This window comes from Micromonospora cabrerizensis (assembly GCF_022230955.1).
In the GTDB taxonomy this organism is placed as follows: Bacteria; Actinomycetota; Actinomycetes; order Mycobacteriales; family Micromonosporaceae; genus Micromonospora; species Micromonospora cabrerizensis.
In genome coordinates this window covers 57,653-82,592 of sequence record NZ_JAKKFI010000046.1, presented here as the reverse complement: position 1 = coordinate 82,592, position 24,940 = coordinate 57,653, and the positions used below count along the sequence as shown (strand labels likewise).

General features: G+C 71.0%; 25 protein-coding genes. 19 read left to right on the top strand and 6 right to left on the bottom strand.

Features of this window, described 5'->3' with window-relative positions; translation table 11 throughout:
* Positions 1–542: 542 nt before the first annotated feature.
* Positions 543–995 (bottom strand): hypothetical protein, encoded by a 453-nt coding sequence (locus LADH09A_RS06295; RefSeq protein WP_238643858.1) that lies wholly within the window; start codon positions 993–995, stop codon positions 543–545.
* 74 nt (positions 996–1,069) lie between these two features.
* Here LADH09A_RS06295 and LADH09A_RS06290 point away from each other — a divergent pair, with 74 nt between their 5' ends.
* The 5 genes from LADH09A_RS06290 (at position 1,070) to LADH09A_RS06270 (ending at position 4,787) form a co-directional block, all read left to right on the top strand.
* A complete protein-coding gene (locus LADH09A_RS06290; RefSeq protein WP_238643857.1) occupies positions 1,070–1,801 on the top strand; it encodes a class I SAM-dependent methyltransferase in 732 nt (243 codons plus the stop codon).
* Between the two features lie 416 nt (positions 1,802–2,217).
* Positions 2,218–2,445: a hypothetical protein gene (locus LADH09A_RS06285; protein WP_238643856.1), complete on the top strand. Its 228-nt coding sequence runs from the start codon at positions 2,218–2,220 to the stop codon at positions 2,443–2,445.
* 121 nt (positions 2,446–2,566) lie between these two features.
* Entirely contained in the window at positions 2,567–3,085 is a 519-nt protein-coding gene (locus tag LADH09A_RS06280) for a SigE family RNA polymerase sigma factor (protein ID WP_238643854.1), read from the top strand.
* Positions 3,085–3,582, top strand: coding sequence for a hypothetical protein (locus LADH09A_RS06275; RefSeq protein WP_238643853.1), 498 nt, complete (start codon positions 3,085–3,087; stop codon positions 3,580–3,582). The genes LADH09A_RS06280 and LADH09A_RS06275 overlap by 1 nt, the downstream gene beginning before the upstream one ends.
* Before the next feature lie 338 nt (positions 3,583–3,920).
* The gene (locus tag LADH09A_RS06270; protein ID WP_238643852.1) at positions 3,921–4,787 is read left to right on the top strand and encodes an alpha/beta fold hydrolase; all 867 of its coding nucleotides are present in this window, start codon (positions 3,921–3,923) and stop codon (positions 4,785–4,787) included.
* Positions 4,788–4,878: 91 nt separating this feature from the next.
* Here the strand turns inward: LADH09A_RS06270 and LADH09A_RS06265 are convergent, their stop codons facing one another.
* Positions 4,879–5,685, bottom strand: a complete 807-nt coding sequence (locus LADH09A_RS06265; protein ID WP_238643851.1) for an alpha/beta fold hydrolase — start codon at positions 5,683–5,685, stop codon at positions 4,879–4,881.
* A 54-nt stretch (positions 5,686–5,739) separates the two neighbouring features.
* Complete coding sequence (locus tag LADH09A_RS06260; protein ID WP_238643849.1) at positions 5,740–6,573, bottom strand: alpha/beta fold hydrolase; 834 nt, start codon at positions 6,571–6,573, stop codon at positions 5,740–5,742.
* 35 nt (positions 6,574–6,608) lie between these two features.
* Here LADH09A_RS06260 and LADH09A_RS06255 point away from each other — a divergent pair, with 35 nt between their 5' ends.
* Both LADH09A_RS06255 and LADH09A_RS06250 read left to right on the top strand, forming a co-directional pair.
* On the top strand, positions 6,609–9,656 hold the full coding sequence (locus LADH09A_RS06255; protein WP_238643848.1) for an AfsR/SARP family transcriptional regulator: 3,048 nt from the start codon (positions 6,609–6,611) through the stop codon (positions 9,654–9,656).
* A 53-nt stretch (positions 9,657–9,709) separates the two neighbouring features.
* Positions 9,710–10,237: a response regulator transcription factor gene (locus LADH09A_RS06250; protein WP_238643846.1), complete on the top strand. Its 528-nt coding sequence runs from the start codon at positions 9,710–9,712 to the stop codon at positions 10,235–10,237.
* Positions 10,238–10,265: 28 nt separating this feature from the next.
* On the opposite strand, the gene galE is transcribed toward LADH09A_RS06250, so the two are convergent.
* On the bottom strand, positions 10,266–11,333 hold the full coding sequence (galE, locus tag LADH09A_RS06245) for a UDP-glucose 4-epimerase GalE (protein ID WP_238643844.1): 1,068 nt from the start codon (positions 11,331–11,333) through the stop codon (positions 10,266–10,268).
* Between the two features lie 153 nt (positions 11,334–11,486).
* Here galE and LADH09A_RS06240 point away from each other — a divergent pair, with 153 nt between their 5' ends.
* From LADH09A_RS06240 to LADH09A_RS06185, 12 genes are all read left to right on the top strand, one after another.
* Complete coding sequence (locus LADH09A_RS06240; protein ID WP_238643843.1) at positions 11,487–12,665, top strand: inositol-3-phosphate synthase; 1,179 nt, start codon at positions 11,487–11,489, stop codon at positions 12,663–12,665.
* Positions 12,662–13,588: an HD domain-containing protein gene (locus LADH09A_RS06235; RefSeq protein ID WP_238643842.1), complete on the top strand. Its 927-nt coding sequence runs from the start codon at positions 12,662–12,664 to the stop codon at positions 13,586–13,588. Before LADH09A_RS06240 ends, LADH09A_RS06235 begins: the two co-directional genes overlap by 4 nt.
* Positions 13,585–14,733, top strand: coding sequence for a class I SAM-dependent methyltransferase (locus LADH09A_RS06230; protein ID WP_238643841.1), 1,149 nt, complete (start codon positions 13,585–13,587; stop codon positions 14,731–14,733). Before LADH09A_RS06235 ends, LADH09A_RS06230 begins: the two co-directional genes overlap by 4 nt.
* 3 nt (positions 14,734–14,736) lie before the next feature.
* Positions 14,737–15,723 carry a Gfo/Idh/MocA family protein gene (locus LADH09A_RS06225; protein ID WP_238643840.1) on the top strand — a complete coding sequence of 329 codons (987 nt, stop codon included), beginning with the start codon at positions 14,737–14,739 and terminating at the stop codon, positions 15,721–15,723.
* A 2-nt stretch (positions 15,724–15,725) separates the two neighbouring features.
* Positions 15,726–16,553 (top strand): MBL fold metallo-hydrolase, encoded by an 828-nt coding sequence (locus LADH09A_RS06220; RefSeq protein ID WP_238643838.1) that lies wholly within the window; start codon positions 15,726–15,728, stop codon positions 16,551–16,553.
* Positions 16,550–18,034, top strand: a complete 1,485-nt coding sequence (locus LADH09A_RS06215; RefSeq protein ID WP_238643836.1) for a YcaO-like family protein — start codon at positions 16,550–16,552, stop codon at positions 18,032–18,034. The genes LADH09A_RS06220 and LADH09A_RS06215 overlap by 4 nt, the downstream gene beginning before the upstream one ends.
* On the top strand, positions 18,031–18,900 hold the full coding sequence (locus tag LADH09A_RS06210; RefSeq protein WP_238643834.1) for a sugar phosphate isomerase/epimerase family protein: 870 nt from the start codon (positions 18,031–18,033) through the stop codon (positions 18,898–18,900). Before LADH09A_RS06215 ends, LADH09A_RS06210 begins: the two co-directional genes overlap by 4 nt.
* Positions 18,897–20,138 (top strand): glycosyltransferase family 4 protein, encoded by a 1,242-nt coding sequence (locus LADH09A_RS06205; protein ID WP_238643833.1) that lies wholly within the window; start codon positions 18,897–18,899, stop codon positions 20,136–20,138. The genes LADH09A_RS06210 and LADH09A_RS06205 overlap by 4 nt, the downstream gene beginning before the upstream one ends.
* Entirely contained in the window at positions 20,135–20,974 is an 840-nt protein-coding gene (locus LADH09A_RS06200; protein WP_238643831.1) for a PIG-L deacetylase family protein, read from the top strand. The genes LADH09A_RS06205 and LADH09A_RS06200 overlap by 4 nt, the downstream gene beginning before the upstream one ends.
* Positions 20,975–21,026: 52 nt before the next feature.
* Entirely contained in the window at positions 21,027–22,319 is a 1,293-nt protein-coding gene (locus LADH09A_RS06195) for an MFS transporter (protein WP_238643829.1), read from the top strand.
* A 147-nt stretch (positions 22,320–22,466) separates the two neighbouring features.
* Positions 22,467–23,129 carry a DsbA family protein gene (locus LADH09A_RS06190; RefSeq protein ID WP_238643827.1) on the top strand — a complete coding sequence of 221 codons (663 nt, stop codon included), beginning with the start codon at positions 22,467–22,469 and terminating at the stop codon, positions 23,127–23,129.
* The gene (locus tag LADH09A_RS06185; protein ID WP_238643824.1) at positions 23,126–23,764 is read left to right on the top strand and encodes a vitamin K epoxide reductase family protein; all 639 of its coding nucleotides are present in this window, start codon (positions 23,126–23,128) and stop codon (positions 23,762–23,764) included. The genes LADH09A_RS06190 and LADH09A_RS06185 overlap by 4 nt, the downstream gene beginning before the upstream one ends.
* Positions 23,765–23,838: 74 nt before the next feature.
* Here the strand turns inward: LADH09A_RS06185 and LADH09A_RS06180 are convergent, their stop codons facing one another.
* On the bottom strand, positions 23,839–24,555 hold the full coding sequence (locus tag LADH09A_RS06180; protein WP_238643822.1) for a cation efflux transmembrane domain-containing protein: 717 nt from the start codon (positions 24,553–24,555) through the stop codon (positions 23,839–23,841).
* On the bottom strand, positions 24,555–24,899 hold the full coding sequence (locus LADH09A_RS06175) for an ArsR/SmtB family transcription factor (protein WP_238643978.1): 345 nt from the start codon (positions 24,897–24,899) through the stop codon (positions 24,555–24,557). Before LADH09A_RS06175 ends, LADH09A_RS06180 begins: the two co-directional genes overlap by 1 nt.
* Between the last annotated feature and the right edge of the window lie 41 nt (positions 24,900–24,940).

Genomic DNA, 24,940 nt, shown 5'->3' with positions numbered 1-24,940 from the left:
GTCCTCTCCGCCCAGGCGACAACCAGAGCCTCCGGCCGTCCGGACTGAATGCCACCTCCCGTGCGTGCTCGGTCGGTGGAACCTCATCGATCGTGGTGATGCCCGAAGGGGTCCAGCGGGTCGTGGTGTTGCTGTCCGCCACCACCAATTGCGGCTCGCCCGGATGCCAGGCGGCAGAGGGTGTCCGCTGCCACCGGTCATCGCCGCTGGGGCTGTAGACGGCCGATTCCGCACCTACGCAGCCGATCTCACGCAGCTGCCCGACCGCGTACTCCCAGATCCGGATCGCCGGGCGATCGGCGTCCCAACCGGCTATCAACGGCAGCATGGGATGGCAGAGCAACCGCTCGCGCGTGGCTCCGGAGCGCATCGTCGCCAGGGTCTGCACCGGCACACCGTACCGGTGACAGGAGCGCACGGACGGGCACGGCGAAGCGGCGGCGGTGACCGCGGGCCCGATTCGTACGACCTTGCGGCAGAGCTGCGCAGCCAGACCGGCGCACTCGAAGGGCCGCTGATGGGGACAGGTGTTGGCGGGCAGGTCAGTCGAACCAGTTAAACAGCAGGTCACCGAGCCGAGCCGGACGGTAGTAGGTGACATCCCGGCGTTCTTCGTCGGTCAGCAGCCGGAGGAATCGATCCTCGATCGGTTGTTCCAGCTCGGCTGCGGTGGCGACCCGCAACCCCGCTCGGCGATAGATCTCCCCGCCGGGGACGTCGGCGAACAACAGAGTGGGTAGATGAGGATCTCGCTGTCGAGCCGCGGCGACCAGGGCGGCCGCAGAGTTGAGAAGGACGTACAACGGCGTGCCGTCAGTGAGTCGCACGGCGATGCGGTAGTAGTTCCGGCCGACTGTTGGTTCCTCGGCCGACGTGGTGACCGCACCACCGGTTCCTCTGATGCTCCCGTACACCGAGGCCAGCCACGTGGCACACGCCGTCGGGTCAAGCCGCGGCGTGGTCACTCCGGCTCGCAGCAGATCCACGGTGGGCACGCACGGCATCATCCTGCTTCGCAGCCGTATCGGCGAGGGTTCGCCCTGAAAGCTGGTCCTGGGAGAATGGTGGTGTGTTCGACCAACGCGCCAGTTTCGAGTTGCTGGGCAGTGACGCCTTGGAGCAGTCCGCGGTGGTGGCGAACTGCGCCATGAACCGCGAGCAGCAACTGTCCGGGGTCAACAGCTACACCCGGGAGCTGGGGTTCAACCCTCTTGACGTTCTTGCCGCCGACGCTGTTGGCGCCGGCCGGGCCGAGCCCCTGGCCGCCGCTGGCTGGTTGGATCTGTGCTGTGGCACTGGTCGAGCGCTGATCCAAGCTGCGGGGGAGCTGCGCCTGGCCGGGTTGACCGAGCGGACAGTCCTCGTCGGGGTGGACCTGGTTGACGCCTTTGATCCCGTACCGGCACCACCGCCGAACCTGAAGCTGGTTTGCGCCTCCGTGGCCACGTGGACACCAAAGCGGACGTTCGATCTGATCACCTGTCTGCACGGACTGCACTACGTCGGCGACAAGCTCGCCGTCCTGATCCGTGCGGCTGGCTGGCTGACTCCCACCGGCCGGCTTGTGGCCGACCTGGACCTGTCCAGCATTCGCTTTCTTGACGGGCGACCCGCGGGGCAGCGCCTCACCGCCCGACTCCGCGCCGCCGGGTTCACCTACGACTCCCGCCGCCGCCGGATCAGCTGCACCGGCCGCCGTGACGCCCGCCTCCCGTACCGCTACCTCGGCGCCGACGACCGCGCTGGCGCCAACTACACCGGACAACCCGCCGTGCATTCCTACTACGTCGAAGACCACTGACCGCGCCGACCGCGTCCGCACATGCGCAAGACGGGCTGAACCCTCGGGCGGGCAGCATCCGCGCCGACGCGCTGGACCTCGCCCACCGGATCACGTCAGGAAGTCGGCCCGAGCGGGATCACCGAAAGAGTTCGAAAATCTTTTGGTCGACGGCAACCTCCGGGCGGTGGATCGCATGTACCCGGATGTAAGCGACGATCGCCACGATCCCTAGGGGCCCGGAAATGCCTGCACGTCCTCTCCTGCCGCTGTCCCTCGCCACCGTCCTTCTCGGACTGTCCGCCTGTGGGTCCACGGCGGCGTCTGGTCCGAGCCCAACCGCGTCTGCTCCGACGTCGGCTGCTGCGGCCGATGGCGTCGTCATTGCCTCGCCCGCGGCGCCGGCCTCGGCGGCGACCAGCCCCGAGTGCCCCTCGGTGAAGGCTCTTCAGGCGCTGGTCGAGCTGCCGAAGGGCTGGACCTTCGGCAGTGTCCAGTGCGTCAAGGACTGGGCGGCGGCCGATCCGCAGGGCCCGACTGCCGGTGACGGCGTCTACCTGTTCCACTTCACGGCCGGCGCGGGTTGGAAGTACTACGGCGAGGGCAGCGGGTATGACTGCAAGGACCTCGGCCTCATCGAACCGGCGCCGTTCTGCATCTCCTGACCGGGGTGACCGCGGTCGCCTGCGGTGACGCACACGGGCTATGGTGCGCCACAGTCGACGGGTCGCACCGACGCCGCCGCTGCCCAGAAGACTTTGCGGCACGTGGAAGGACGAGCGGGGCATGGCGGACGCCATAGACGATCTTTTCTGTGAGTTCGTCCGGACCCGTTCGCCTGCGTTGCTACGGACGGCGTTCCTGCTGACCGGTGACCGGCACCTCGCCGAGGACCTGGTGCAGGATGCGCTGGCCCGTACCCACCGGGGCCGGCGCCGGCTGGATGATCCCGGGCACTTCGAGGCGTACACCCGCACGGCCATGTACCACCAGCATGTGAGCTGGTGGCGGCGCCGCAAGGTAGCCGAGTCCCTGCCCGGGGAGCTGGCCGACGTGGCTCAACCCGGCAGTGACCATGCTCGCCGTACCGATCTCAAGCTTGCCCTGCACCAGGCTCTCGCCCAACTCACCCAGCGGCAACGGGCCGTGCTGGTGGTGCGGTTCTTCGAGGACCGCAGCGAAGCCGAGGCCGCGGATCTTCTGCAGTGTTCGGTCGGCACGATCAAGAGTCAGACCAGCAAGGCATTGGCCCGTATGCGGGAGATAGCGCCCGAGCTGCTCTCGGCCGTGATGGAGGAGGCCTGATGACCGACAACCTCGGGCCGCTGCGTCAGGCCATGTCCGATCTGAGCGAGCACGGCGGCACCGCGGACATGTACGAGCGCGCCCTGCGTAGGTCGCGGCAGTCACAACGGCGGACGGCGCTCATCACCGGTGCCGCGGCCGTGGCGGTGGTGGTCACCACCGGCGGTACGCTCGCCGTCGCCGCCCGCCACCGGCCCGACCCTCCGACGCCACCTGCGTCCACGCCCACCAGTGTCAAGAACCAGAGTCTCACCTGTCCGTCGACGCAGACCCTCGGGACCCTGGTCGAGCTGCCGGCGGGCTGGTCTTTCGCTTCCCGCGAAGTGGAGTGCGTCGAGACCTGGGCGGCGGCCGACGTGCAGCGTCCGGACGCCGGCGGCGTCATCTACCTGTTCCATTACACGGCCGGCACGGGCTGGCGATTCCAGGAGCAGGGCACCGGATGGGACTGCGGGGACCTCGGCCTGACCGAGCCGGCGTCGTTCTGCACCTCCTGACCGCCTGCCGGGGAGATCCCCGTCCCGACCGCCTGCCGGGGAGATCCCTGGCTGGGGTCGGGCGCACCTGCTGGCACGGCGCAGCCCGTTTGGCGGCTTGTCCTCCAGCAAGATGAAACCTGAGCGATTCTCCGCTTCTGTCCTGGATTGCCGCTGTCCGTCAGTACGGTGAGGTTCGGGCGATCCTGCACGTCGTGGCGGCCTCGAAGCCCGGCCACTGTCGGTGCACGCGCCGCTCCGCGGTGCTTCCGACCGGTTGCGGCTTCGTCGGGGCCGCGTTGGCAGTCAGGCGCATCCGCCCGCGTTCGGAAATTACTGACCAACGAGGGGGAAGAGACATGCTCGGTATCTCGCTACGTCGGCCGAAGACCATCGCCGCAATGCTCGTCGCCGCAACGCTGGTGACGGTGCTCGGCTCAGCCGCCCCAAGCGTGTACGCGGACGGCGGTGCGCGACCAACCCCGGACGAGGGGCATCGCACCAAGCCAACAATCGTCCTGGTACATGGCGCCTGGGCTGACGGATCGAGCTGGAGTGGGGAGGTTCGCAGACTCCAGGCACGCGGTTTCGAGGTCCAGGTTGCGCCGCAGCCCAACCGGGGGCCGTCGATCGACAGCGGCTACCTGAAGGACTTCCTGTCCACCATCGAAGGTCCCATCGTGCTCGCGGCCCACTCGTACGGCGGCTTCGTGGTGAGCGACGCCGCGACCGGCAACAGCAACGTCAAGGCACTCGTGTTCGTCGACGCCTTCGCCCCGGACAAGGGGGAGACCGTGGAAGAGCTCACCGCCGGCTCCGGCTCGGTGCTTGAGCCGGCCCTGACCGACCCCACGAGCGTCTTCAAGCTCGTGCCATTCCCGGGTGCTCCGGAAGGTGCGGTCGACGCGTACGTCCTGCCGAAGATCTTCATCAACGGCTTCGCCAACGGTCTGCCTCGGCGGCAGGCGGAGGTGCTCGCCGTGTCCCAGAGCGCCCTGGCCACGAACGCCCTGGGGGAGCCGGCCACGGAGCCGGCGTGGAAGACGATCCCGGTCTGGGCCGTGATCGGCACCGAGGACCGGGTCATCCCGCCGGCCCGCCAGGAAGAGATGATGAAGCGCGCGGGGGCCGACATCACCCGGATCGACGCCGGTCACCTGGGCCTGATCTCGAATCCCGGTGAGGTCACCGAGGTCATCCTGGAGGCGGCCCGGACGACAGCCTGACGCTCCAGCGACCCCGGCAGCAGCTGTGGCCGTACGGCAAGAAAGGCCGGCCGTGGCATCGCGAGGAGCGATGCCACGGCCTGCTGTCGTGTCAGTCGGTCGCCTTGGCAGCGGCCTCGATCTGGTTGGTGACCGCACCCGCGTCAGTGACCATGGACAGGTGGGGGGCGTTGATCTCGACGATGTGTGCCTTGGCCCGCTTGGACATGGCGACCTGCTGAGCGGCAGGGATGACGGCGTCCTGCTTGCCGACCACCGACCACGAGGGGATGGTGCCCCAGGCCGGCTCGCCGGACTCCTCGACCAGGGCGTTGAAGGACAGCGGACGCTGCCGGGCGGCCAGCACCGCCACGTCCTTGGCGGGAATGCTCTTGTCGGCGAACGCCTTGCCGAAGACCGACGGCTTCACGTAGAGGTTGACGTTGTGCGGGTCGTCACCGGGGATGGCGACCTGGTCGAAGACGGTGGACGTTTCGGCCGCGAAGACCGAGCCCGGCACGGCCGAGGTCAGCGACAGCACGGTGTCGTGCTGGTCCGGGATGTACGCGTCGACGTACACCAGGGCCTTGACCTGCTCGTCGCCCAGAGCGGCGTTGGTGATGACCATGCCGCCGTACGAGTGCCCGACGAGGACGATCGGTCCGGTGATGGTGTCCAGGTACGCGCGAAGACTCGCGGCGTCCTTCTCCACGCCCGTCAGCTGGTTCGGCGGCGTGACCACCCGGTAGCCGTCGTGCTGGAGCTTGGCCGCCACCTTGTCCCAGCTGGACCCGTCCGCCCACGCGCCGTGCACGAGCACGACGGTCGGTTTGACCGGTGCGGGGCGCGAATGCTGGGCCGTCGAGGCCTGCGCGGTGCCGATGCCGGCACCACCCAGGGTGAGGGCACCGATAACCACGCCTACCGAAATGAGGCGCCGCCGGAAAGACAATTTCACCGTGTTTCCTTTCACTTACTTCTGCAGAAAGTCGAGCAGGGCGGCGTTGACCTGATCGCTGTGGGTCCAGGCAATGGCGTGCGGCCCGCCCTCGATGACGAGAAACCGCGAATCCCCGATGAAGGCGGACAGCCGCTGGCCGGTCACCCCGATGGGTAGGACCCGGTCCTGGTCGCCCTGAATCACGAGGACCGGCACGTCAATCTTGGACAGGTCGTCACGAAAGTCGGTGAGCCAGGTCGGGATACAGGCCACTGCGGCGAGGGGAGCCCCGGCCAGGGCCACGTCCAGGCTTGCCTGGAACGCCTCGTCGCTGACCAGCGAGCCGCCGTAGACGTCGAGGTTGTAGAAGTTCTCCAGGAACTGCTTGAGCCACGCGTTCCGGTCCGCCCGCGCAGCCTGGATGAACCCGTCGAACAACGACTGCGGTGCGCCTTCGGGGTTGTCGTCCGTCTTCAGGAGGAACGGCGGGATCGGCGACATCAGGACGGCTTTCGCGACCCGCTCGGTGCCGTGCCGACCCAGGTACCGGGCAACGTCGCCGGTTCCCATCGAGTGACCCACGAGGATGGCGTCGCGTACGTCGAGTGTCGTGAGCAGCACGTTCACGTCGTCGGCGAACGTGTCGTAGTCGTATCCACCGGCGGGCTGGCTGGAACTGCCCCAACCCCGCCGGTCGTACGTGATGACGCGGTACCCGGCTGCGAGCAGTGCGGAGACCTGCTTCTCCCAGGCCTGCCCGCTCAGCGGATAGCCGTGACTGAGTACCACTGGCGTACCGGTGCCGTGATCCTCGTAATAGATCTCGATCGGGTTGGCTCCCTCTGAGCCAACGGTGACATGGGGCATTCGCACTCCTTGGGCTTGCGTTCCGCGCTGGAACCTTGCCGAAGGTACGTATCTGGCACCGTTTCGCGAATCACCCGAACCACGTAGTCCCCGTTTTCGGCAACCGACTCGACGGACAACGAGAAGTGGGCGATGTGGGGGACCGGGGGCACACCGCAGGCTGGGGCGAAAAGCGAAATCGCTGCCCTTTAATCTCTAGGATGTCAATCGTGACGACGCCCGACCGCAGGCCCCCGGACGCGCCTCAGTCCCACTGCGAGTTCAAGGTCTTCGGCGGTCTCGGCTGCCGGCGGGACGGCTCGGACGTCGATCTCGGGCCGGTGCGCCAGCGGATCATCCTGGCCAAACTCCTCGCCGCCGGGGGTGATGCGGTCAGCCTCGACAACATCATCGACAGCCTGTGGGACGACCAACCGCCGGCCAGCGCCGCCAACCAGATCCACCGGCACGTCGGCAACCTCCGGCGGATTCTGGAACCGGACCTGGACGTCCGCGAAACCGGTCGCTACCTCCTGCCGGCCGGTACGGGCTACCGGCTGGTCCTTGCGACCGAGGCCTCCGATCTGGCCATGTACCGCGAGTTGGTGCGGCGGGCCCGCGAGGCGCTCGACGGCGGGGATGTCGTGGCCGGCGTACGGGCGTATCTGACCGCTCTGGAACTTGGCCGCAGCCCTGCGTTCACCGACCTCCCGGCCGGTGCGCGGAGGTCGCCGGAGTTCGTCGCCATCGAACGGGAGCGCGTCGCGGTGGCGCTCGCGGCCAGCGAGGCGGCGCTCGACCACGGCATGGCCGACACCGTGTTGACCCCACTTCTGAGCGTGGCCGCCGCGGTGCCGCTGGACGAGGCGCTACAGGCGTGCCTGATGCGCGCGTACGTGGCCACCGGTCACCGGGCGGAAGGGGTGCGGGTCTTCGAGCGGACGCGTCAACGTCTCGCCGAGGACCTGGGGGTGGACCCGGGCCCGGAACTGCGGGAGGCGTATCGGGAACTGCTCGCCAGCGGCTGGACGCTGCAGGAGGAACTGCGCCCGCCGGAGGCTCCGCGGCCCGCGCAGCTGCCGCCGCAGGTCGCGGGCTTCGTCCGCCGAAACGACGTGGCCGCGGTGCTCGACGATCAACTGTCCGACGCATTCAGCGACGCGACCATCGTGATCACGGTGCTCGGCGGCATGGGTGGCATCGGCAAGACCGCGCTCGCCGTGCACTGGGCCCACCAGATCGTCAGCGAGTTCCCCGATGGCCAGTTGTTCCTGAACCTGAGGGGTCTCGATCCGGACGGACGCGCGATGTCATCGGAGGAGGCGCTCGCCACGTTGCTCGCGTCACTGGGCGAGCCGGCGGTCTCGTCACCGCAGGAGACCGTCGACGCGCAGGCCGCTCGTTACCGCAGTCGCCTCTTTGGTCGACGCCTCCTGATCCTGCTGGACAACGCCCGCGACTCCGATCAGGTCCGCCCGCTACTGCCAGCCTCCCGGGGCTGTCTGGTCATCGTGACGAGCCGCAACCGCATGACGAGCCTGGTCACCCGGGAGGGCGCACGTTACCTGCAGGTCGACCGGCTGACCGCGGCCGAGTCCCGCCAGCTTCTGATCAACCGTCTCGGCGCCCGTCGCGCCACCGCGAACCCGGACGCGTTGGACAACGTCATCACGCTCTGCGCCGGGCTGCCGCTCGCGCTGGCGATTGTCGCGGCCCGCGTGGCCCTCAATCCGGCCCTGCCACTGAGCGCGGCCGTCAGCGACGTCTCGGCACCGTCCGCCAGACTCGACGCGTTGTCCAGCGCGGACTCGTCCGACGATGTCCGGTCGGTGTTCTCGTGGTCCTACCGGGCCCTGGATCCAGCGACGGCGCGGGTGTTTCGTGCCCTCGCTGTCCATCCGGGCCCGGGGATCTCGCTGGAGTCGGCGGCCAGCGTCGTCGGAGTCGGTCGTGCGCAGGCGCGCGCACTGCTCATGGAACTGGTGACCGCGAATCTGCTCGACGAGTCGCAGCCAGAGCGGTATGTGCTGCACGACCTGTTGCGGGCCTACGCCGGTGAGCTGCTCGACGAGGATCCAGAACGACCGGAGTACGAGCGGCGTCTGATCACGCATTACCTGCACTCGGCCCGCGCCGCGTACGCGAGGCACCACCGGCAGCCAGTCGGTGCCGTCAGCGAACCGCCGTCGGGTGTGACGCCGGAATCCTTCGACAGCGTGCCACGGGCTGCCGCCTGGTATGCGCGGGAACGGGCCGCGCTGTGGGCGACGATCGATCTGGCCCTCGCTCATGGCCTGGGGCGCGACGCGGCGGCCATGGTGCTCGCCGCGTCGGCGCCGGGCAGCAACTCCATACCTGCGGGCCGGACACCGACCGTACTCGCGATCCTCGACATGGTCAGCGTGCTCGGCGAGCCGCTGACGGAGGCCGAACTTCTCCGTACCGTCGGTGAGGTCTTCGCCCCGCTGCCACAGGCCGACGACCATCTGCGTCGGGCCCTGTCCATCTTCGAAGGGGCCGGAGACCTCGCCGGGCAAGCCGACGTCCTGCGAAACCTCGCCGTGCTGTCGTTGTCGCGTGGCGACCACGACGCCGCCAACGCGTACGGCGAACGCTCGGTGGGTCTCGCCCGACAGACGGGGCACCAGGAACTGCTCGCCGTCTCGCTGCTGACACTCACAAGAGCGCTCCTGGGGTCCGGTCGGTTCGACACTGGCACGCGGTTCGCGGACGAAGGGCTGGCCATTGCCGTGGCGCAGCACCTCGATCACCTGAAGATCTACTACGCGCAGCTCATCGCGGACTCCTCCTGGAGACATGGCCGGCTCGAACGAGCGGTGCAGTTGTCGGAGTGGGGATTGGCGGAAGGCGTCTCCGAGTCGAACGGCCCCCGGTGCGCCGCCGCGGCGATCCTCGCGCGGGCCGCATTCGATCTGGGCGACCTGGTGCGGGCGGAGCGGGGGTGCCAGCAGTTCGAGCACCTGATCGCGGACAACGGCTTCCGGGAGCTCGTCGAGTTCTCCGGCATCGAGGAGGCCGAGACATACCGGACCATGGTCGCATATGTCCGGGCCCGGCTGAGCCTGATGAGGGGCGCGTCGTAGGCGGGTAGGGCGAGCACTCAGTCTGCACTCGTCGTGCACTGCGGTGCGATCGGATGGTCGGCGAGACCCCGACCCCTCGCCCGAGGAGCACCATGCACTGCGCCGTAGCCGAGCCCGCCCGAGCCCTTCCCCGTGCGGTACTGACCCCACGGCAGGAACAGATCGCCCTGCTGGTGGCGGCAGGCTCCACCAACGTCGAGGTCGCGACGCGCCTGGTCATCAGCACCCATACCGTCAAACACCACCTCCGCGGGGTGTTCCACCGGCTGGGCGTCGCATCCCGCCGCGAACTGCGCAAGACGCTGGCCCACCACGACACGTCCAGCCACGTCGCCCAGAGCTGCTGCCTGACCGGCCAGGAGCGCGACATCGCGCGCCTGGTGTCCAACGGTGCGTCCAACCGTGAGGTGGCGGCACAACTGTTCATCAGCCCGAGCACGGTGGACTACCACCTCCGCAAGATCTTCCGCAAGCTCGACATCACCTCACGCCGGGAGCTGGCGAGACGAGACGCACCTGCCGCGCCTGACCGCGAAGGAGCCCAGACGGATCGGCTGCCTGTCGAGGGCACGGCGGCTTGACCGTTGCACACGACACCGTCGCGTCGGGTCAGCCGGCCAGTTGCCGACGGCGTGCCGCCAGGTCCGCCAGCACCTGACCACGCCGGTCGTGCCAGGCCAGGGAGTCGGTGATCCCGGCGGACAGGTCGCGCTGCGCTCTCCAGCCCAGCACCTCCCAGGCCCGCCGGCTACGGGTGAAACCGCCGGCGGTGTCTCCGGGGCGCCGGGGTGCCTCGCGCACCAGAACCGGACGGTCCACCACCGCGTTGAACGCCGCGACCAGTTCCAACACCGTCGTGCCGGTGCCACTGCCCAGGTTGAGGGCGGTGTGCGGAGCATTGCCGACGGCGAAGATGTCGTCGAACCGGTCCAACGCCCGAAGGTGGGCGTCGGCCAGGTCCCAGACGTGGACGTAGTCACGCAGCCCCGAACCGTCGCGGGTGGGCCAGTCCAGACCGTTCACCGAGAACGGCACACCGGTCTGGTGCGCCTGCATCAACCGGCCCAGAGCGTGCGAGGGCGTGGCGACCTGGAGCCCGGTGCGCAGCGCCGGGTCCGCGCCGATCGGGTTGAAGTAGCGCAGGGACAGCACCCTCAACGGGCTACTGGCCGCGATGTCGGCCAGCATCCGTTCCACCACCAGCTTCGTCTGCGCGTACGGGCTGGTGGCGTGCAGCGGCGACACCTCGTCGACGCCGAGATCCGCGTCCGGCCGGTAGATGGCCGCGGACGAGCTGAAGATCATCCGGTGTACGCCGTGCGCGAGCAGTCGGTCGACGAACTCCAGGGTGGCGGAGACGTTCGCCCGGTAGTAGTCCACCGGCCGGGCCACCGAGTCCGGCACCGCGATGAGGGCCGCGCAGTGGACGACCGCGTCGATGTCCGGATGTCGCGTCAGCAGCCGGTCCACCCCGTCCGCGTCCGCGATGTCGCCGAGGTGGAAGGACCGGCCCCGGCAGAACTCTCGACGACCGGTGACCAGGCTGTCCAGCACCACCGGTGTGTGGCCCGCGTCGATCAGGGCGGACGCGACGGTACTCCCGATGAATCCTGCCCCACCCGCGATCAGCACCTTCACGAGCAGACCCCCCCGCCGGGACCCGGCAACGCGCCGCATCCACTGCATTCTTTGCACAGTGCAGGGCCCCTGACCTGGGAAATTGACCGATCGGCGCGCCGTGGGGGCGTCGACGAAGACCGATGACTGATCGGCGCCTGGCCGGGTAGGCGGCGGCTCGGGTCGGACGTGCGGGTCGAATCAGGAGGCAGCATGACGGGGGAGCGCATCGGGGTCGCGGTGGTCGGACTGGGTGGAGCGGTCGCGACCACGGCGATAGCTGGGGTGGAGTTGTTGCGGTTGGGCATGACGGACATGTCGGGACTACCCCTGGCGCACCGCACCGACCTGGTGCCGTACGAGTCGATGGTCTTCGGGGGTTGGGACCTGGCTCCGGACGACCTGGCCAAGGCGGCACACCTGCACCGGGTGGTGGAGCCAGCCCACCTGGACACTGTCGCGGGGCCGCTGGGGCAGATCCAGCCCTGGCCGGCCGTGGCGGACCCGGCGTACTGCCGCAACGCCACCGGGGCGAACGTGGTGCCGATCGGGCCGCTGCGCGAGCGGGTGTCGCACCTGCGCGACGACCTGGGCCGGTTCAGGTCGGCGCAGGACGTCCAGCGGGTGGTGGTGGTCAACCTGGCCTCCACCGAGGGCCGACCGGATCCGGCGTCGCCGGTGCTGCAGAGCCTCGACGGGTTCGAGGCGGGGCTGGACGCCGACGATCCCGCCATCACCCCCGGTCTGCTCTACGCGTACGCGGCGATCCAGGAGGGCTGCCCCTACGTCAACTTCACGCCCAGTCTGGGCGCCGACGTGCCCGCGCTGTTGGAGTTGGCCGTGCGGGAGGGCGTGCCGGTCGCCGGCAAGGACGGCAAGACCGGTCAGACGCTGATCAAGACGGTGCTCGCTCCGGCGTTCCGGTCCCGGGCGCTGGCCGTGGAGGGCTGGTACTCGACGAACATCCTGGGCAACCGGGACGGGCAGATCCTCGACGACCCGTCGTCGTTGGCCAGCAAGCTGGACACCAAGGGTTCGGTGCTCAACCAGATCCTCGGCTACGACGTGGACGACCACGTGGTCCGGATCGACTACTACCGGCCGCGCGGTGACGCCAAGGAAGCCTGGGACAACATCGACCTGATCGGCTTCCTCGGGCAGCGGATGCAGCTCAAGGTGAACTTCCTCTGCCGGGACTCGATCCTCGCCGCACCACTGGTGCTGGACCTGGCGCGACTCATGGCGGAGGCCGCCCGCCGCGGTGAGAGCGGCGCGCAGGAGCAACTCGGCTATTTCTTCAAGGCGCCGATGACCCGGGACGGCCTGACCCCCGAACACGCGCTGCACACGCAGGAGCGGACACTGCTGGACTGGCTGGACGCGACGGCATGACCACCGCGCTGGCGGCTCCGCCGGTCGACCGACTGGCCGCCGTGACACCCACGCTGCGCCAGATCGGCGACCTCAAACGGGTCCGGGTGGCCCACGCCGAGGGCTCGGTGGCCGAACGGGCGTTCTCCCGAGCGTGGGCGGCCATCGTCGGCGGGGCCGACCCGGCGGTCGTCGCCGACCGTGAGTGCGCCGCCGCGCTGGCGGGAGCCCGCCTCGGTGGGATGGACGCGGCCACCCTCACCGCCTGCGGACTGGCGGACACCGAGGTGGAAAACGTCCTGGCCCGCGCTGTCGACGAACTTGTCGGCTCGCTGCACCCCGACACCGGACGCCGATTGCGAGCGGCCCTGCCCCACCTGGTTGCCCAAGCCCTGCCCGACGCGCCGGTCCCGTCGTTCGTGACGGCCCTGCGCCGACAGCCGCGCGCCGGCGCCACCGCCGCGGGACAGCCACGCCTGGTGGTCGAGCCAGCCGAGAACCACGCCGAGCACTGCTGGGCCGTCGCCGTGTACGGTGCGCTGCTCGCCGACGACACCGGCGCCGACCCGGCGCAGGCGTTCCTGCTCGGCCTGGCCCACCACCTGCACAACGCCCGGCTACCCGACGCGGGCTTCGCCGGTGAACTGCTGCTCGGCGCGTACCTGGAGCCGATGACCGACCGGCTCACCGAGTGGGAGTTGGCCGAGCTGCCGGAGCACCTGGCCGCCCGGGTCAGCGCGGTGCTGGCGTTCCGGGTGGACGCCGACACACCACTGGGACGGACCTTCCACAGCGCCGACGTGCTGGACCGGGTGCTCCAGGTGCACCATCACGCCCGCGCCGCCGCGTTCACCGTCGAACAGGCCCTGGTGGACCTGGCGCTCGTGCACGACGGCCCGGTGGTGGACTACCAGCGGGCCGTACTGCGGGCGGCCGGGCTGTGACCGCCGTCCGGGCGGTGCCCACCACCACGGCGACCGGGTGGTGTGGCCCCGACGGCACACCCCTGCACGCCGACACGTCGTGCACCCTCACCGACGGAGTGCGCCGTTGGCCGGTGGTGGAGACCATTCCCTGGCTGCGTCCGGACCGCGACGACCTGCGGGAGCAGGCGGTGGCCGCGCTCGACGCGGGTGAACCGGACCAGGCCGCGGTCACGCTGCTGGCCGACTCCGACGACTGGTGGGACGGCCCGGTCCCGCCGGCGGACCACCTCCGCGCGGCGCTGGGTGCCAGCAGCCTGCGCGACGCGGTGGAGCTGCTCGGGCTCGGCCGGGTCGGGGTCTACTTCCTGCACCGCTGGTCCGACCCGAGCTGGTTGGCGGCCCTGGCGCTCACCGCCGCACATCCGCCCAACGGTCGGCCCGTGGTCGACCTGGCCTGTGGGGCCGGTCACCTGCTGCGACATTTGGTCCTGCACGGCCACCGCGATCTGACCGGCGTCGACGTGGTCTTCGCCAAGCTCTGGCTGGCCCGCCGGTTCGTGCTGCCGCCCGACGCGCCGGTGGCGCTGGTGTGCGCCGACCTGACCGCGGCCTGGCCGCTGCCACCCCCGGCGGCGCCCCGCCACGTGGCCTGTCACGACGCCCTCTACTTCCTGCCGGACAAGGCGGCCGTGGTTGCTGCCGCGCTCGCCTGCGCCGGGCCCGACGGGGCGGTGCTCCTCGGTCACCTGCACAACGCACAGCACCCCGCCGGCACCACCGGGCTGCCGCTGCCCCCCGACAGCTGGACGGCCCTGCTGCCGGGCGCCGACGCGTACGCCGAGGAAGAGCTGACAGCGGCGACGGCGGCCGGGCGGCTGCCCGCTCCGGCCGACCCCGCCACGCTGATCGGCACCGAGGCTGTCGGCCTGGCCCGGGACGCGGGCGACGCACCGGCCGACGCCGCCCTGCTGCGGCCCGCGCCGGCGAGCCCGCTGCGACCCAACCCGCTCTACACCGACGGGGTCCGTCGCTGGCCCGACCCGCGATGGGCAGCCGAGTACGGCGACCGGGCCGCCGCGTACCTGCCCGAGCGTTGGCCGACGGACCCGGGCCCGGACGCGGTGCGACGTCGCCTCCTGCTCGACCTGCCCGAGCGGTGGTGAGTGATGGAACCGGTCGGGTGGGGTGTGGTCGGCTGCGGCTGGGTCGCCCGTGACCACGTCGCCCCGGCGATCCGCGCGGCCGGACACCGCCTCGTCGCCGCCTGCGACCCGGACCTGGCCGCCGCCCGTGGGCTCGACCCGGATCGGGTGGCCACGACCGACCTGCACGAGCTGCTCGACCACCCGAAGGTCGAGGCGGTGCACGTCGCGACCCCCAACCACACCCACGCCGACGTGGTGGCGGCGGTGGCCAAGGCAGGGCTGCCGGTGCTGTGTGAGAAGCCCCTGGCGGCGACCGTGCCCGACGCCCGTCGACTGGTCGACGCGGCCGGTGGCGCCCTCGCCGGGGCCGCCTTCGACCAGCGGTTCCACCCCGCCCACCAGCGAATCGCCGAGATGGTCGCCGCCGGTGACCTGGGTACGGTGACCGCGATCCGGATCGTCTACGGCTGTTGGCTGCCCGAGCGGTGGAGCCCCGACGGCCGACCGCACGACAACTGGCGGATCGACCCGGCCCGCTCCGGCGGCGGGGCCCTGGTGGATCTGGCCCCGCACGGCGTCGACCTGGTCGGTGTGCTGCTCGGCGACGACCTGGTCGAGCTGACCGTGCGGACCCATCGGCGGGTGCATCCCTACCCGGTGGACGACGGTGCGCTGTTGGCCGGCGTGACCGGCGGCGGCGTGTTGGTCCAGGCGCACGTGTCGTTCAACACCGCCGACCCGCTCCCTCGACGCCGACTGGAGGTGGTCGGCACCGGCGCGCAACTCGTCGCCGTGGACACCCTGGGTCAGAGCGCCGGCGGCATCCTGACCCGTCTCGACGCCGCAACCGGCACCGCCACCGAGGTGCCGTTCGACGTCGACACAACCCCGTTCACCGGTCAGGCGCGCGCCTTCTCCGCCGCCGTACGCGAAGGCGGTTGGCCCTGGCCCCTGGACCGGGACCTGCGCCTGCACGATTTGCTGCAGACCGCCGCGGAGAGGAGCTGACCGTGCCCCTCCGCCTGTACGCCTGCGCGAACTGCGGTCACTGGCAACGCTGGTTCGCGTCCCCGCCGTCCTGCCCGGTCTGCACCGACGTGCGCAACGCGCTGCCCGAGGACGGCTGGCAGTTCACCTCCGCCGACGAGGTGGCGGTCGGACGACAGGCACGCTCGGCCGTGGTCGCGCCCGGCGTGACCGGTTACTGGTGCGAGCCGCAGCTCGGGCTCGGCACCACCGGCTGGGTGATCGAGACCGACGCCGGTCTGGTCGGTTGGGAGGCGGCCGGCTGGTATCCCGCCGACGCCATCGCCGACCTGCGCGCCCGCGGTGGTCTGGTCGCGCTCGGGGCCAGCCACGTGCACGGGTACGGCGCTCTGTGGCAGCTTCAGGACGAACTCGCCCCGCCGGTGCTCGCGATCGGTGTCGACGATCTCGCCTGGACCAAGGCGTTCCAGGTGACCTGGCCCACCGACGATCGACATCTGCTCGCACCCGGCCTGGTGATCCACCGCAGTGGCGGCCACTTCCCCGGCCACAACGTGCTGCACGACGAGCAGCGCGGAATCCTCTTCGTCGGTGACCTGATCAAGGTGGAGCTGGCCGGCGAGACACCGGTCGGCCTCTCCTGCCACAAGGCGTTCCACGCCCAGATCCCGCTCTCCCACGCCGAGGTGAGACAGGCCCGCGACCTGGTCGAGACGCTCGACTTCGACGCGGTGGCCACACCCTTCGAGTACGCGGCACCGGTCTCGCGCCGGCAGGTGCTCGCCCTGTTCGACCGGCAGCTGCGGGGGCAGCCGACGGCCGGACCCATACCGATCGAGGAGCTGACGTGACCCGAGCCGCCGAACCGCGTACCCCCACCATCTCGGCGACGTCGGTCGCCGACCGGCTCGCCGACGCCCTGCCAGCCGGCGAGGTCGGTGACTTCGACATCTCCGGGCTGGACCGGCTCGGTCTGCCGGTGGTCTCCGCCGACCACCTCGGCGACGGCTGGCCCCGGGCCGCCGCCATGGGTTACGGCGCCACCGCCGAGCAGGCGCGCACCGGCGCGTACGGCGAGCTGGCGGAGGCCCTGCTGCTGCACGGACAGCTACGGGCCATGGTTCCTCGGCGGGCCTCGTACGCGCAGCTTCGTACCGAGATGGGCGCCGGTGGCGTGGTGGACCCACGGTCCCTGGTGCTGCCCGCCGGCACCACCGTCGACGACGACCAGCCCCGCTCCTGGCTGCCCACCGTGCGGTGGCGTACCGGCGAGACGGTGCTGGTGCCCGCGGAGTTCTGCGGTTCCGCGAGCGAGGACCTGCCCTGGCAGGACCCGGCCGAGCAGCTCGTCACGGTGATCACCAACGGGTCGGGCGCCGGCGACACCGTCGAACGGGCCGTCGCGCACGGCCTCCTGGAACTGCTGCAACGCGACGGCAACACCACCGCCTTCCGGGCCATGGACGCCGGCGTGGTGATCGACCTCGACGAGGTCCGGGACCCGGTGACCCGAGCCACCCTGGACCGGCTGCGGGCCGCCCACATCGACGTCGTCCCGAAGCTCGCCTCCACCGCCTTCGGGCTGGTCGACGTGCACGTCGTCGGCATCGACCGGGAGCCGGAGACCCCGCCGCTGGCGGTCACCGCCTGTGGGGAGGCCGCACACCCGGACCGGGAGACCGCACTGCGCAAGGCGCTGCTGGAGTACGTCTCCTCCCGCTCCCGCAAGGTCTTCTCCCATGGGCCGTTGGAAGAGCTGCGGCGGTTCACGCCCGAGGCGTACTGGCGGCGGGAGTTCGCCCGCCCGGCCGAAGCACAGGAGACCCGAGCGTTGACCGCGATGCGCGAGTGGACGCACCTCGACGGCGGGCAACTGCGTGCGCTGCTGGAACCCGTGGTGCTGGCCCAGCGCACCACCGTGCCCTTCAGCACGTTGCCCACCGTCGCGCCGGGAAGCCTCGACGACCCGAGCGCACTGCTGGCCGACCTGCTGCACCGGCTCGCCGAGTTCGACGTGCTGGTCGTCGTCGCGCCCGGCGACGGGGCGGTGGCGGTCAAGGTGATCGTGCCCGGCCTGGAGGCGGAAACCATGTCGTACGGGCGGATCGCGGCGCGCGGGGTCGAGCGCCTGATGGAGAGGGACTCGCCGCTGGTCGGGCTCGGGGCACCCCCGCACGGCGGTGCCGCGCCGGTGGTCCTCGACCCGGCCGGGCGGGAGCGACTGGGCAACGACGCCTGGCTCGACCTGAGCCTGGTCGCCCGGACGATCGGCCCGCTCTATCCGCTCTACCGCGAGCCGAGCCGGCACGTCGTCGCCCGGAGTGGGACATGAGCCTGCGATACGCGTACAACACCAACGGGATGACCTCGCACCGGCTCGACGACGCGCTCACCCTGCTGGCCGACTGCGGCTACGACGGCGTCGCGCTCACCCTCGACGTGGCCCACCACGACCCGTACGCGCCCGACCTCTCCGGGCGCACCCGCCGGCTGGCCCGTCGTCTCGACACGCTCGGCCTCGCCAGCGTGGTGGAGACCGGCGCGCGGTTCCTGCTCGACCCGCGGCGCAAGCACCATCCCACCCTGGTCTCACCGGCCGAGGACGACCGGACGCGGCGGCGTGACTTCCTCCGTCTCTGCGTGGACGTCGCGGTCGAACTGGGCAGCGAGGCGGTGTCGTTCTGGGCCGGCGTACCGGAGCCCGGCACCGACCGGGACCGCAGTTGGCACTGGCTCGCCGACGGCGTCCGCGACGTCGTCGAGTACGCCGGCCGGCACAGCATGACGTGCGCCCTCGAGCCGGAGCCGGGAATGCTGGTGGACGACTGCGACGACTGGGCCCGACTCGCGGCCGAGGTCCCCGGCCTCACGCTGGCCCTGGACACCGGTCACTGCCTCGTGTCCGGCCGGTACGACCCCGCCGCCGCGGTCCGTGCCTTCGCGACCAGTCTGGGCGCCTGCGCCATCGAGGACATGCCCCGCGGCCGGCACGAGCACCGCGCCCCCGGCGAGGGCGATCTGGACTTCCCCGCGGTGCTCGGCGCGCTGACCGAGGCAGGCTATCCCGGTCTGGTCAGCCTCGAACTCTCCCGGGACGCCCATCGGGCCGACACCCTGGTGCCTGCCGCACTGGCCGCGCTGCGCCACGCCGAGCAGCAGCCCCGCACATCCGCCGAGCTGAAGGTCGGTGTCCGATGAGGATCTGCTTCGTGTCGCGCCGTTACTGGCCGGCGGTCTCCGGGATGAGCGCGTACGCCGAGAACCTGCTGCGGCACCTGGTCCGCGCCGGTCACGAGCCCACCCTGGTGTCCCAGTACCGGGGCGACCCCGCGGGCCGCGCCGTGTACGGCGGCGGCCCACCACCGTCGGACCGGGTGCCGGCCGGCGTCGAGGTGCACGCTCTGGAGGCGCACGGGGAACAGGCGGTGGGCCGGGGTGAGCCGGCGGATTTCGAGGCGGACGTCGCGGAGATGACCGACACGGTGCTGCGGCTGCACGCTCGCCGGCCCTTCGACGTGCTGCACGCGCAGTACGCGTACCCCAACGGGCTGGCGGTGCTGCGTGCGGCACGGGCGGCCGGGCTACCCGCCGTCGTCTCGGTGCAGGGCGGCGACGGGCACTGGGTCGGCACCTGCTGTGCCACCCACCGTGACCTGGTGCGGGCGGTCTTCGCGCACGCGCCGGCACTGCTGATCGGGTCACCGTCGTTCGCCGCCGAGGTCAGCCAACGGCACGAGCTCGATCCGACCCGCTTCACCGTCGTGCCCGGCGCCACCGACAGCGAACGTTTCGTGCCGGTCACGTCCCCCGGTCGGGTCTCCGACCCGGCAGTGCTGCTCTACCACGGCCGGGTCGACGCGCGGAAGGGCGTGCTCGACCTGCTCGACGCGGTCGCCAAGCTCCGCGCGGAGACGGTGCCGGTGCGTCTGCTGCTCTCGGGCATCGGCCCCGACGTGAGCGCCGTCGAGACCCGGATCACCGAGCTGGGTCTCGCCGACACCGTCGAGATGCTCGGCGCGGTGCCCTACGAGCGGGCTCACGAGGTGTACGCGCGGGGGGAGATCTTCGTCAGCCCCACCTACGCGGAGGGCTTCTCCAACACCATCCTGGAGGCGATGGCCAGCGGTCTGCCGGTCGTCTCCACCGACGTGGTCGGCGTCCGCGACTGTGTGCGCCCGGAGGAGAACGGTCTGCTGGTGCCGGCCGGTGATCCGGCGGCTCTGGCGGGCGCCGTCCGTCGCCTGCTCGACGACCCTGCGCTGCGCCGTCGGCTCGCCGGGCAGGCCCGCAGTGACGTCGAGCAGCAGTGGAGCTGGCCGGTGATCGCTGACCGGATCACCGCCGTCTACGACGGCCTGGCCGCATCCGTACCGGAGATCCCTGACCCGCCGGTCGACCCGACCTGTCGCTTCCGCGCGGCACCGCACCTGCTGTGAGCGCGGGTTCGCGCGTCCCGCAGCGTCCCGGGGTCGCGGTGGCGGTCAGCCCGCACCTGGACGACGCGGTGTTCTCCGTCGGCGGCACCCTCGCGGCGCTGGCCGCGACGGGTTGGACGGTACGAGTGGTCACCTGCTTCACCGCCAGCGTGCCAGCGCTGTCACCGTTCGCCCTGGCCTGCCAGCTCGACAAGGGGATCGCGGCCGACGTCGATTACATGGCGCTGCGCCGGGCGGAGGACGAAGCAGCGTGTGCGGTGCTCGGGGCACAGCCGGTGCACCTGCCACTGCCTGAGGCGCCACACCGCGGTTATCCCGACCCGGCCGCGCTCTTCGCCGGTGTCCGAGGTGACGACCGGGTGGCGGCGGCCCTCGTATCAGCGCTGCGTCCACACCTGGCGGACGCCGACGTGGTCCTCGCGCCACAGGCCCTCGGTGACCACGCCGACCATCGCATCGTCACCGAGACGGTCGCCGCGCTCAGGCCGGACGGCCTGTGGTGGCGGGACGTGCCGTACGTCAGCCGCCAACCAGCTGCGGCACCGTGGCGCGGCGTGCCCGACGGTGTCGAGGCGGGCGCCGACATCGGCGATCATCTGGCCGGGAAGGTGGCGGCCGCCGGCAGCTATCACAGCCAACTCGGGTTCCAGTTCGGTCGGATCGGGGTGGGTCCGCTGCTGCGTAATCTTGCCGCCGAGGAGGCTGCCAGGCTGGGCCTGCCGGGCGCGGTCGAGGCGTTGCACGGAAGGGTGGACCGTCTCCGGTTGGTCGGCGCGGTGTCACCGCGGGTCCGCGGGATGGACGTGGTCACGTCATCGGCTGTGGAGCGCGAGTAGCTGAAGGACCGTCATGCTCAGGGCACCGGCGGGGGTGCGGATAATCTGCGGCATGTCTGCTGGAGTGGATCGTGTCGACGATGCTGCCGACGCGGGGCAGGTGACTCCCGCCGCCGGTCGAACCCCGGTGGCGGCGAGCACTGGTCAGGCATGGCGGCTGGTTGTCGGGTTCGGTGTGGTGAGCCTGGCCGCGGACATGGTGTACGAGGGTGCCCGCTCCATCTACGGGCCGCTGCTGGCCTCGTTGGGCGCGTCGGCTGTCGTCGTCGGCCTGGTCACGGGCGCTGGGGAGGCGGCGGCGTTGCTGCTGCGTCTGGTGTCCGGGCCACTGGCGGACCGGACCCGCCGGTACTGGACCTTGACGATCGTGGGGTACGGGCTGACCGCGGTCTGCGTACCGCTGCTGGCGGTGACTCCGATTCTGGGCGGTGCCGGCCTGGCGGTCGCCGCGGTGCTGATTCTCGCCGAGCGGCTCGGTAAGGCCATCCGCAGTCCGGCCAAGTCGGCTCTGCTCGCGGACGCCGCAGGCCGGGTCGGAATGGGCCGCGGGCTGGGCGTGCACAAGGCCCTCGACCAGATCGGCGCGTTCGCCGGTCCGCTGCTGGTCGCTGCGGTCGTGGCGACGACAGCCGGGGCACTCTGGCCGGGGCTGGCGGTGCTGACCGTGCCGGCCGTGGTGGCGATGCTCCTGCTGACCACGCTTCGGGTACGGGCCCGGACCGCTCCGGCAGAGCAGGACACCAGCACACGGTCAGGGGCCGCGGCGAAGGCCGGCCGGCAACCGCTGCCGGGCAGGTTCCACTGGTTCGCCGCGGCGATGGCGGTGTGCACCGCGGGTCTAGTGACCTTCGGGCTGATCGGGTTCCATCTGGTACGCGAGGACGTGGTCGCGACCGCGGCGGTGCCGCTGATGTACGCGGCGGCGATGGCCGCCGGTGCGCTCGCCGCACTGGTGACCGGGGTGCTCTACGACCGGGTCGGTCCGTGGGTTCTGGTGGCGCTGCCCGCCATGGTTGCCGTCGTACCGCCGCTGGCGTTTGGTGGCGGCCTGTCGGCGGCGGTGTGCGGGGTCGTGATCTGGGGCGCTGCTGTCGGGCTGCAGGACTCCACCGTCAAGGCCATGGTCGCCGATCTCGTGCCACGGGAGCGGCGGGCCACCGCGTACGGCATCTTCGCCGCTGTGCAGGGTGTCGGAGCCCTGGCGGGTGGTGCCGGGGCGGGGCTGCTCTACGACCGGTCGGTGCCGAGCCTGATCGTCGCCGTGGTGCTTGCCCAGGCCGTTGCCCTGCTCATGCTTGTCGGCGTGCTGAGCCGAACACGCCAGCACCGACGCGACCCCGCCTGAGTCCCGGCCAGGGACTGCTCGTGCGCCAGTCTCAGGAAACTGACAGCAAGTCGGTACAGCCGTCTCTGTATCGTCCGGATGGGACTGCGCCGCCGGTGCGGGGGCGGGCTGATCACGATGTTCACGCGGCGGACGAGGGACGGCACAATGACGAGGAACACGCGCCTGACCTTGGCGTTGATCGCAGTGGTGGTGCTCGTGGTCGGCGGCCTGCTGGCCGTCAACCGTCCCGACCACCCGCCCGCCGCTACCACCGACACGGGCGCGATCGAGTCGACGGTGCTGGTGCGCGAGGACAGCCACCGACTGTCCACCGCAGCGGACGGCAAGGTGACTCTGGTCGAGTTCCTCGACTTCGAGTGCGAGTCCTGTGCCGCGGCGTACCCGGCGGTCAAGCAGATCCTGGCCACCTATCAGGACCGCATCACCGTCGTGGTCAGGTATTTCCCGATCCCGAGCCACCCGAACGCGGATCTGGCCGCCCGGGCCGCTCAGGCCGCCGCCAACCAGGGCCGTTTCCCCGACATGTACGTCCAGCTGTTCGAGAACCAGACCCGCTGGGGTCACCAGGAGCAGCCACAGACGGAGCTGTTCCTCGGCTACGCCCGCGCCCTCGGCCTGGACCTGCCGCGCTTCCAGCGCGACCTCGACGACCCCGCCACCGCCACCCGGGTCGCCAAGGACAAGGCCGACGGCGTGGCGGCCGGTGTGCAGGGCACCCCGACGTTCTTCCTCAACGGCCGGCGACTGACCGACCTGCGCGGCCAGGACGACCTTGTCGCCGCCATCGACGCCGCGCTGGCCGGATGAGCGTCACCACCGTCGAACCGGCCGCCGACCCGACCTCACCCGAGCAGGGGTTGCCGGCCCGGATCACCGCCTGGATCTGCGCCGTCGGTGGGGTTGTCGGGTTGGTCGCCGCCGCGGTTCTCCTCGTCGAGAAAATCAACCTGCTCGCCGATCCCGACTACGTGCCGAGCTGCAGCATCAACCCCATCCTGTCCTGCGGCTCGGTCATGACCACACCCCAGGCCGAGGCGTTCGGGATTCCCAATCCCCTGATCGGCGTCGCGGGGTTCGCCGTGGTCACCACGATCGGCGTCGTCCTGCTGGCCGGGGTGCGCCTGCCCGGCTGGTTCTGGCTGGGGCTACAGGCCGGCGCGGCGTTCGGCGTGGTCTTCGTGCACTGGTTGATCTATCAGAGCCTCTACGTCATCGGCGCGCTGTGCCCGTACTGCATGCTGGTCTGGGCCGTCACCATCCCGATCTTCCTCTACGTCACCCTGCGCACCCTGCGCGAGCACGAGGCCGTGCTTCCCGGGCCGGTGCGGCGGGTCACCGCCGCTGCTGTCAGCTACCACAGCCTCATCCTCACCGCCTGGTACGCGGTCATCCTGATCGCGATCCTGAACCGCTTCTGGGATTACTGGATCACGCTGGTCTAGCGTGTCCGCTGCTTCCGGCTTTCCGCAGGGAAGGTGCGGTGAGTCGAAGGATGCTCCCGCGCCCGTAGGACCCCTCAGCGGTTGTCGGTGGTGCAGCACCCGTCGGTGCATTCGCTGGTGTCGCCGCCTGCGTCGGGGGAGCGCAGGGCGGCACCGGGGGCGCAGCAGGTGTCGCCCCGCCAGGCTTCGCGGCCTTCCATCACCGCGACCGCGGCGATGACCAACGCGGCGGCGGGGTCGGCCCACCACCAGCCGAACAGCGAGTTGACCGCGAGCCCGACCAGCAGCACCGCCGAGAGGTACGTGCACAGCAGAGTCTGCTTGGAGTCTGCGACGGCCGACGCCGACCCGAGTTCGCGTCCCGCGCGGCGTTGCGCGGCCGACAGGACCGGCATCACCGCCAGGGACACCGCGGCCAGACCCAGACCGATCGTGGAGTGCTCCGCGCGGTCCGCGCCGACGAGCGCGCGCACCGACTCGACGGACACGTACGCGGCCAGAGCGAAGAACGACAGCGCGATGACCCGCAGCGCGGCGCGCTCGCGGCGTTCGTGGTCGGTGCCGGAGAACTGCCAGGCGACGGCGGCGGCGGAGGCCACCTCGATGACGGAGTCGAGCCCGAACCCGATCAGCGCGGTCGAGGAGGCCATCCTCCCGGCGCTGATGGCAACGACCGCCTCGATCACGTTGTAGGTGATCGTCGCGGCGACGAACAGGCGTACCCGCCGGATCAGGACCGAGCGACGGGCCGCTGACGGGCCAACCGATGTCAGCGGAAGCGGCGCGTTCATCAGCAGCACCCCTCGGCCTCGGCGGCCGGGCAGGCGGCCGGGTCGACGGCCAGGGCCAGGCCGAGCAGGTCCCCGAGGGCGTGCGCGAGGCGGGCATCAGCCAGTTCGTAGCGGCTACGCCGGCCCTCCGGCACCGCGACGACGAGGCCGCAGCCGCGCAGGCACGCCAGGTGGTTGGACAGGTTCTGCCGGCTCGTGCCCAGCAGGTCGGCGAGGTCGGCCGGGTAGCCGGGCCCCTCGCGCAGAGCGAGCAGGAGCCGGGCGCGGACCGGGTCGGACAGGGCGTGACCGAAGCGGGCCAGGACCTGTCCGTGCGTCAGAGTCTCCACGAGCGCACGGTACATCATCGGCTGAATAAACAGCGTACTGAACTATTTGGTCACGA

Coding starts and splice junctions, on each gene's coding strand:
- LADH09A_RS06280 (WP_238643854.1), top strand. CDS start 2,567: ATGGCGGACGCCATAGACGATCTTTTCTGTGAGTTCGTCCGGACCCGT.
- LADH09A_RS06275 (WP_238643853.1), top strand. CDS start 3,085: ATGACCGACAACCTCGGGCCGCTGCGTCAGGCCATGTCCGATCTGAGC.
- LADH09A_RS06270 (WP_238643852.1), top strand. CDS start 3,921: ATGCTCGGTATCTCGCTACGTCGGCCGAAGACCATCGCCGCAATGCTC.
- LADH09A_RS06260 (WP_238643849.1), bottom strand. CDS start 6,573: ATGCCCCATGTCACCGTTGGCTCAGAGGGAGCCAACCCGATCGAGATC.
- LADH09A_RS06250 (WP_238643846.1), top strand. CDS start 9,710: ATGGTCGGCGAGACCCCGACCCCTCGCCCGAGGAGCACCATGCACTGC.
- galE (WP_238643844.1), bottom strand. CDS start 11,333: ATGCGGCGCGTTGCCGGGTCCCGGCGGGGGGGTCTGCTCGTGAAGGTG.
- LADH09A_RS06240 (WP_238643843.1), top strand. CDS start 11,487: ATGACGGGGGAGCGCATCGGGGTCGCGGTGGTCGGACTGGGTGGAGCG.
- LADH09A_RS06235 (WP_238643842.1), top strand. CDS start 12,662: ATGACCACCGCGCTGGCGGCTCCGCCGGTCGACCGACTGGCCGCCGTG.
- LADH09A_RS06225 (WP_238643840.1), top strand. CDS start 14,737: ATGGAACCGGTCGGGTGGGGTGTGGTCGGCTGCGGCTGGGTCGCCCGT.
- LADH09A_RS06210 (WP_238643834.1), top strand. CDS start 18,031: ATGAGCCTGCGATACGCGTACAACACCAACGGGATGACCTCGCACCGG.
- LADH09A_RS06205 (WP_238643833.1), top strand. CDS start 18,897: ATGAGGATCTGCTTCGTGTCGCGCCGTTACTGGCCGGCGGTCTCCGGG.
- LADH09A_RS06195 (WP_238643829.1), top strand. CDS start 21,027: ATGTCTGCTGGAGTGGATCGTGTCGACGATGCTGCCGACGCGGGGCAG.
- LADH09A_RS06190 (WP_238643827.1), top strand. CDS start 22,467: ATGACGAGGAACACGCGCCTGACCTTGGCGTTGATCGCAGTGGTGGTG.
- LADH09A_RS06185 (WP_238643824.1), top strand. CDS start 23,126: ATGAGCGTCACCACCGTCGAACCGGCCGCCGACCCGACCTCACCCGAG.
- LADH09A_RS06180 (WP_238643822.1), bottom strand. CDS start 24,555: ATGAACGCGCCGCTTCCGCTGACATCGGTTGGCCCGTCAGCGGCCCGT.
- LADH09A_RS06175 (WP_238643978.1), bottom strand. CDS start 24,899: ATGTACCGTGCGCTCGTGGAGACTCTGACGCACGGACAGGTCCTGGCC.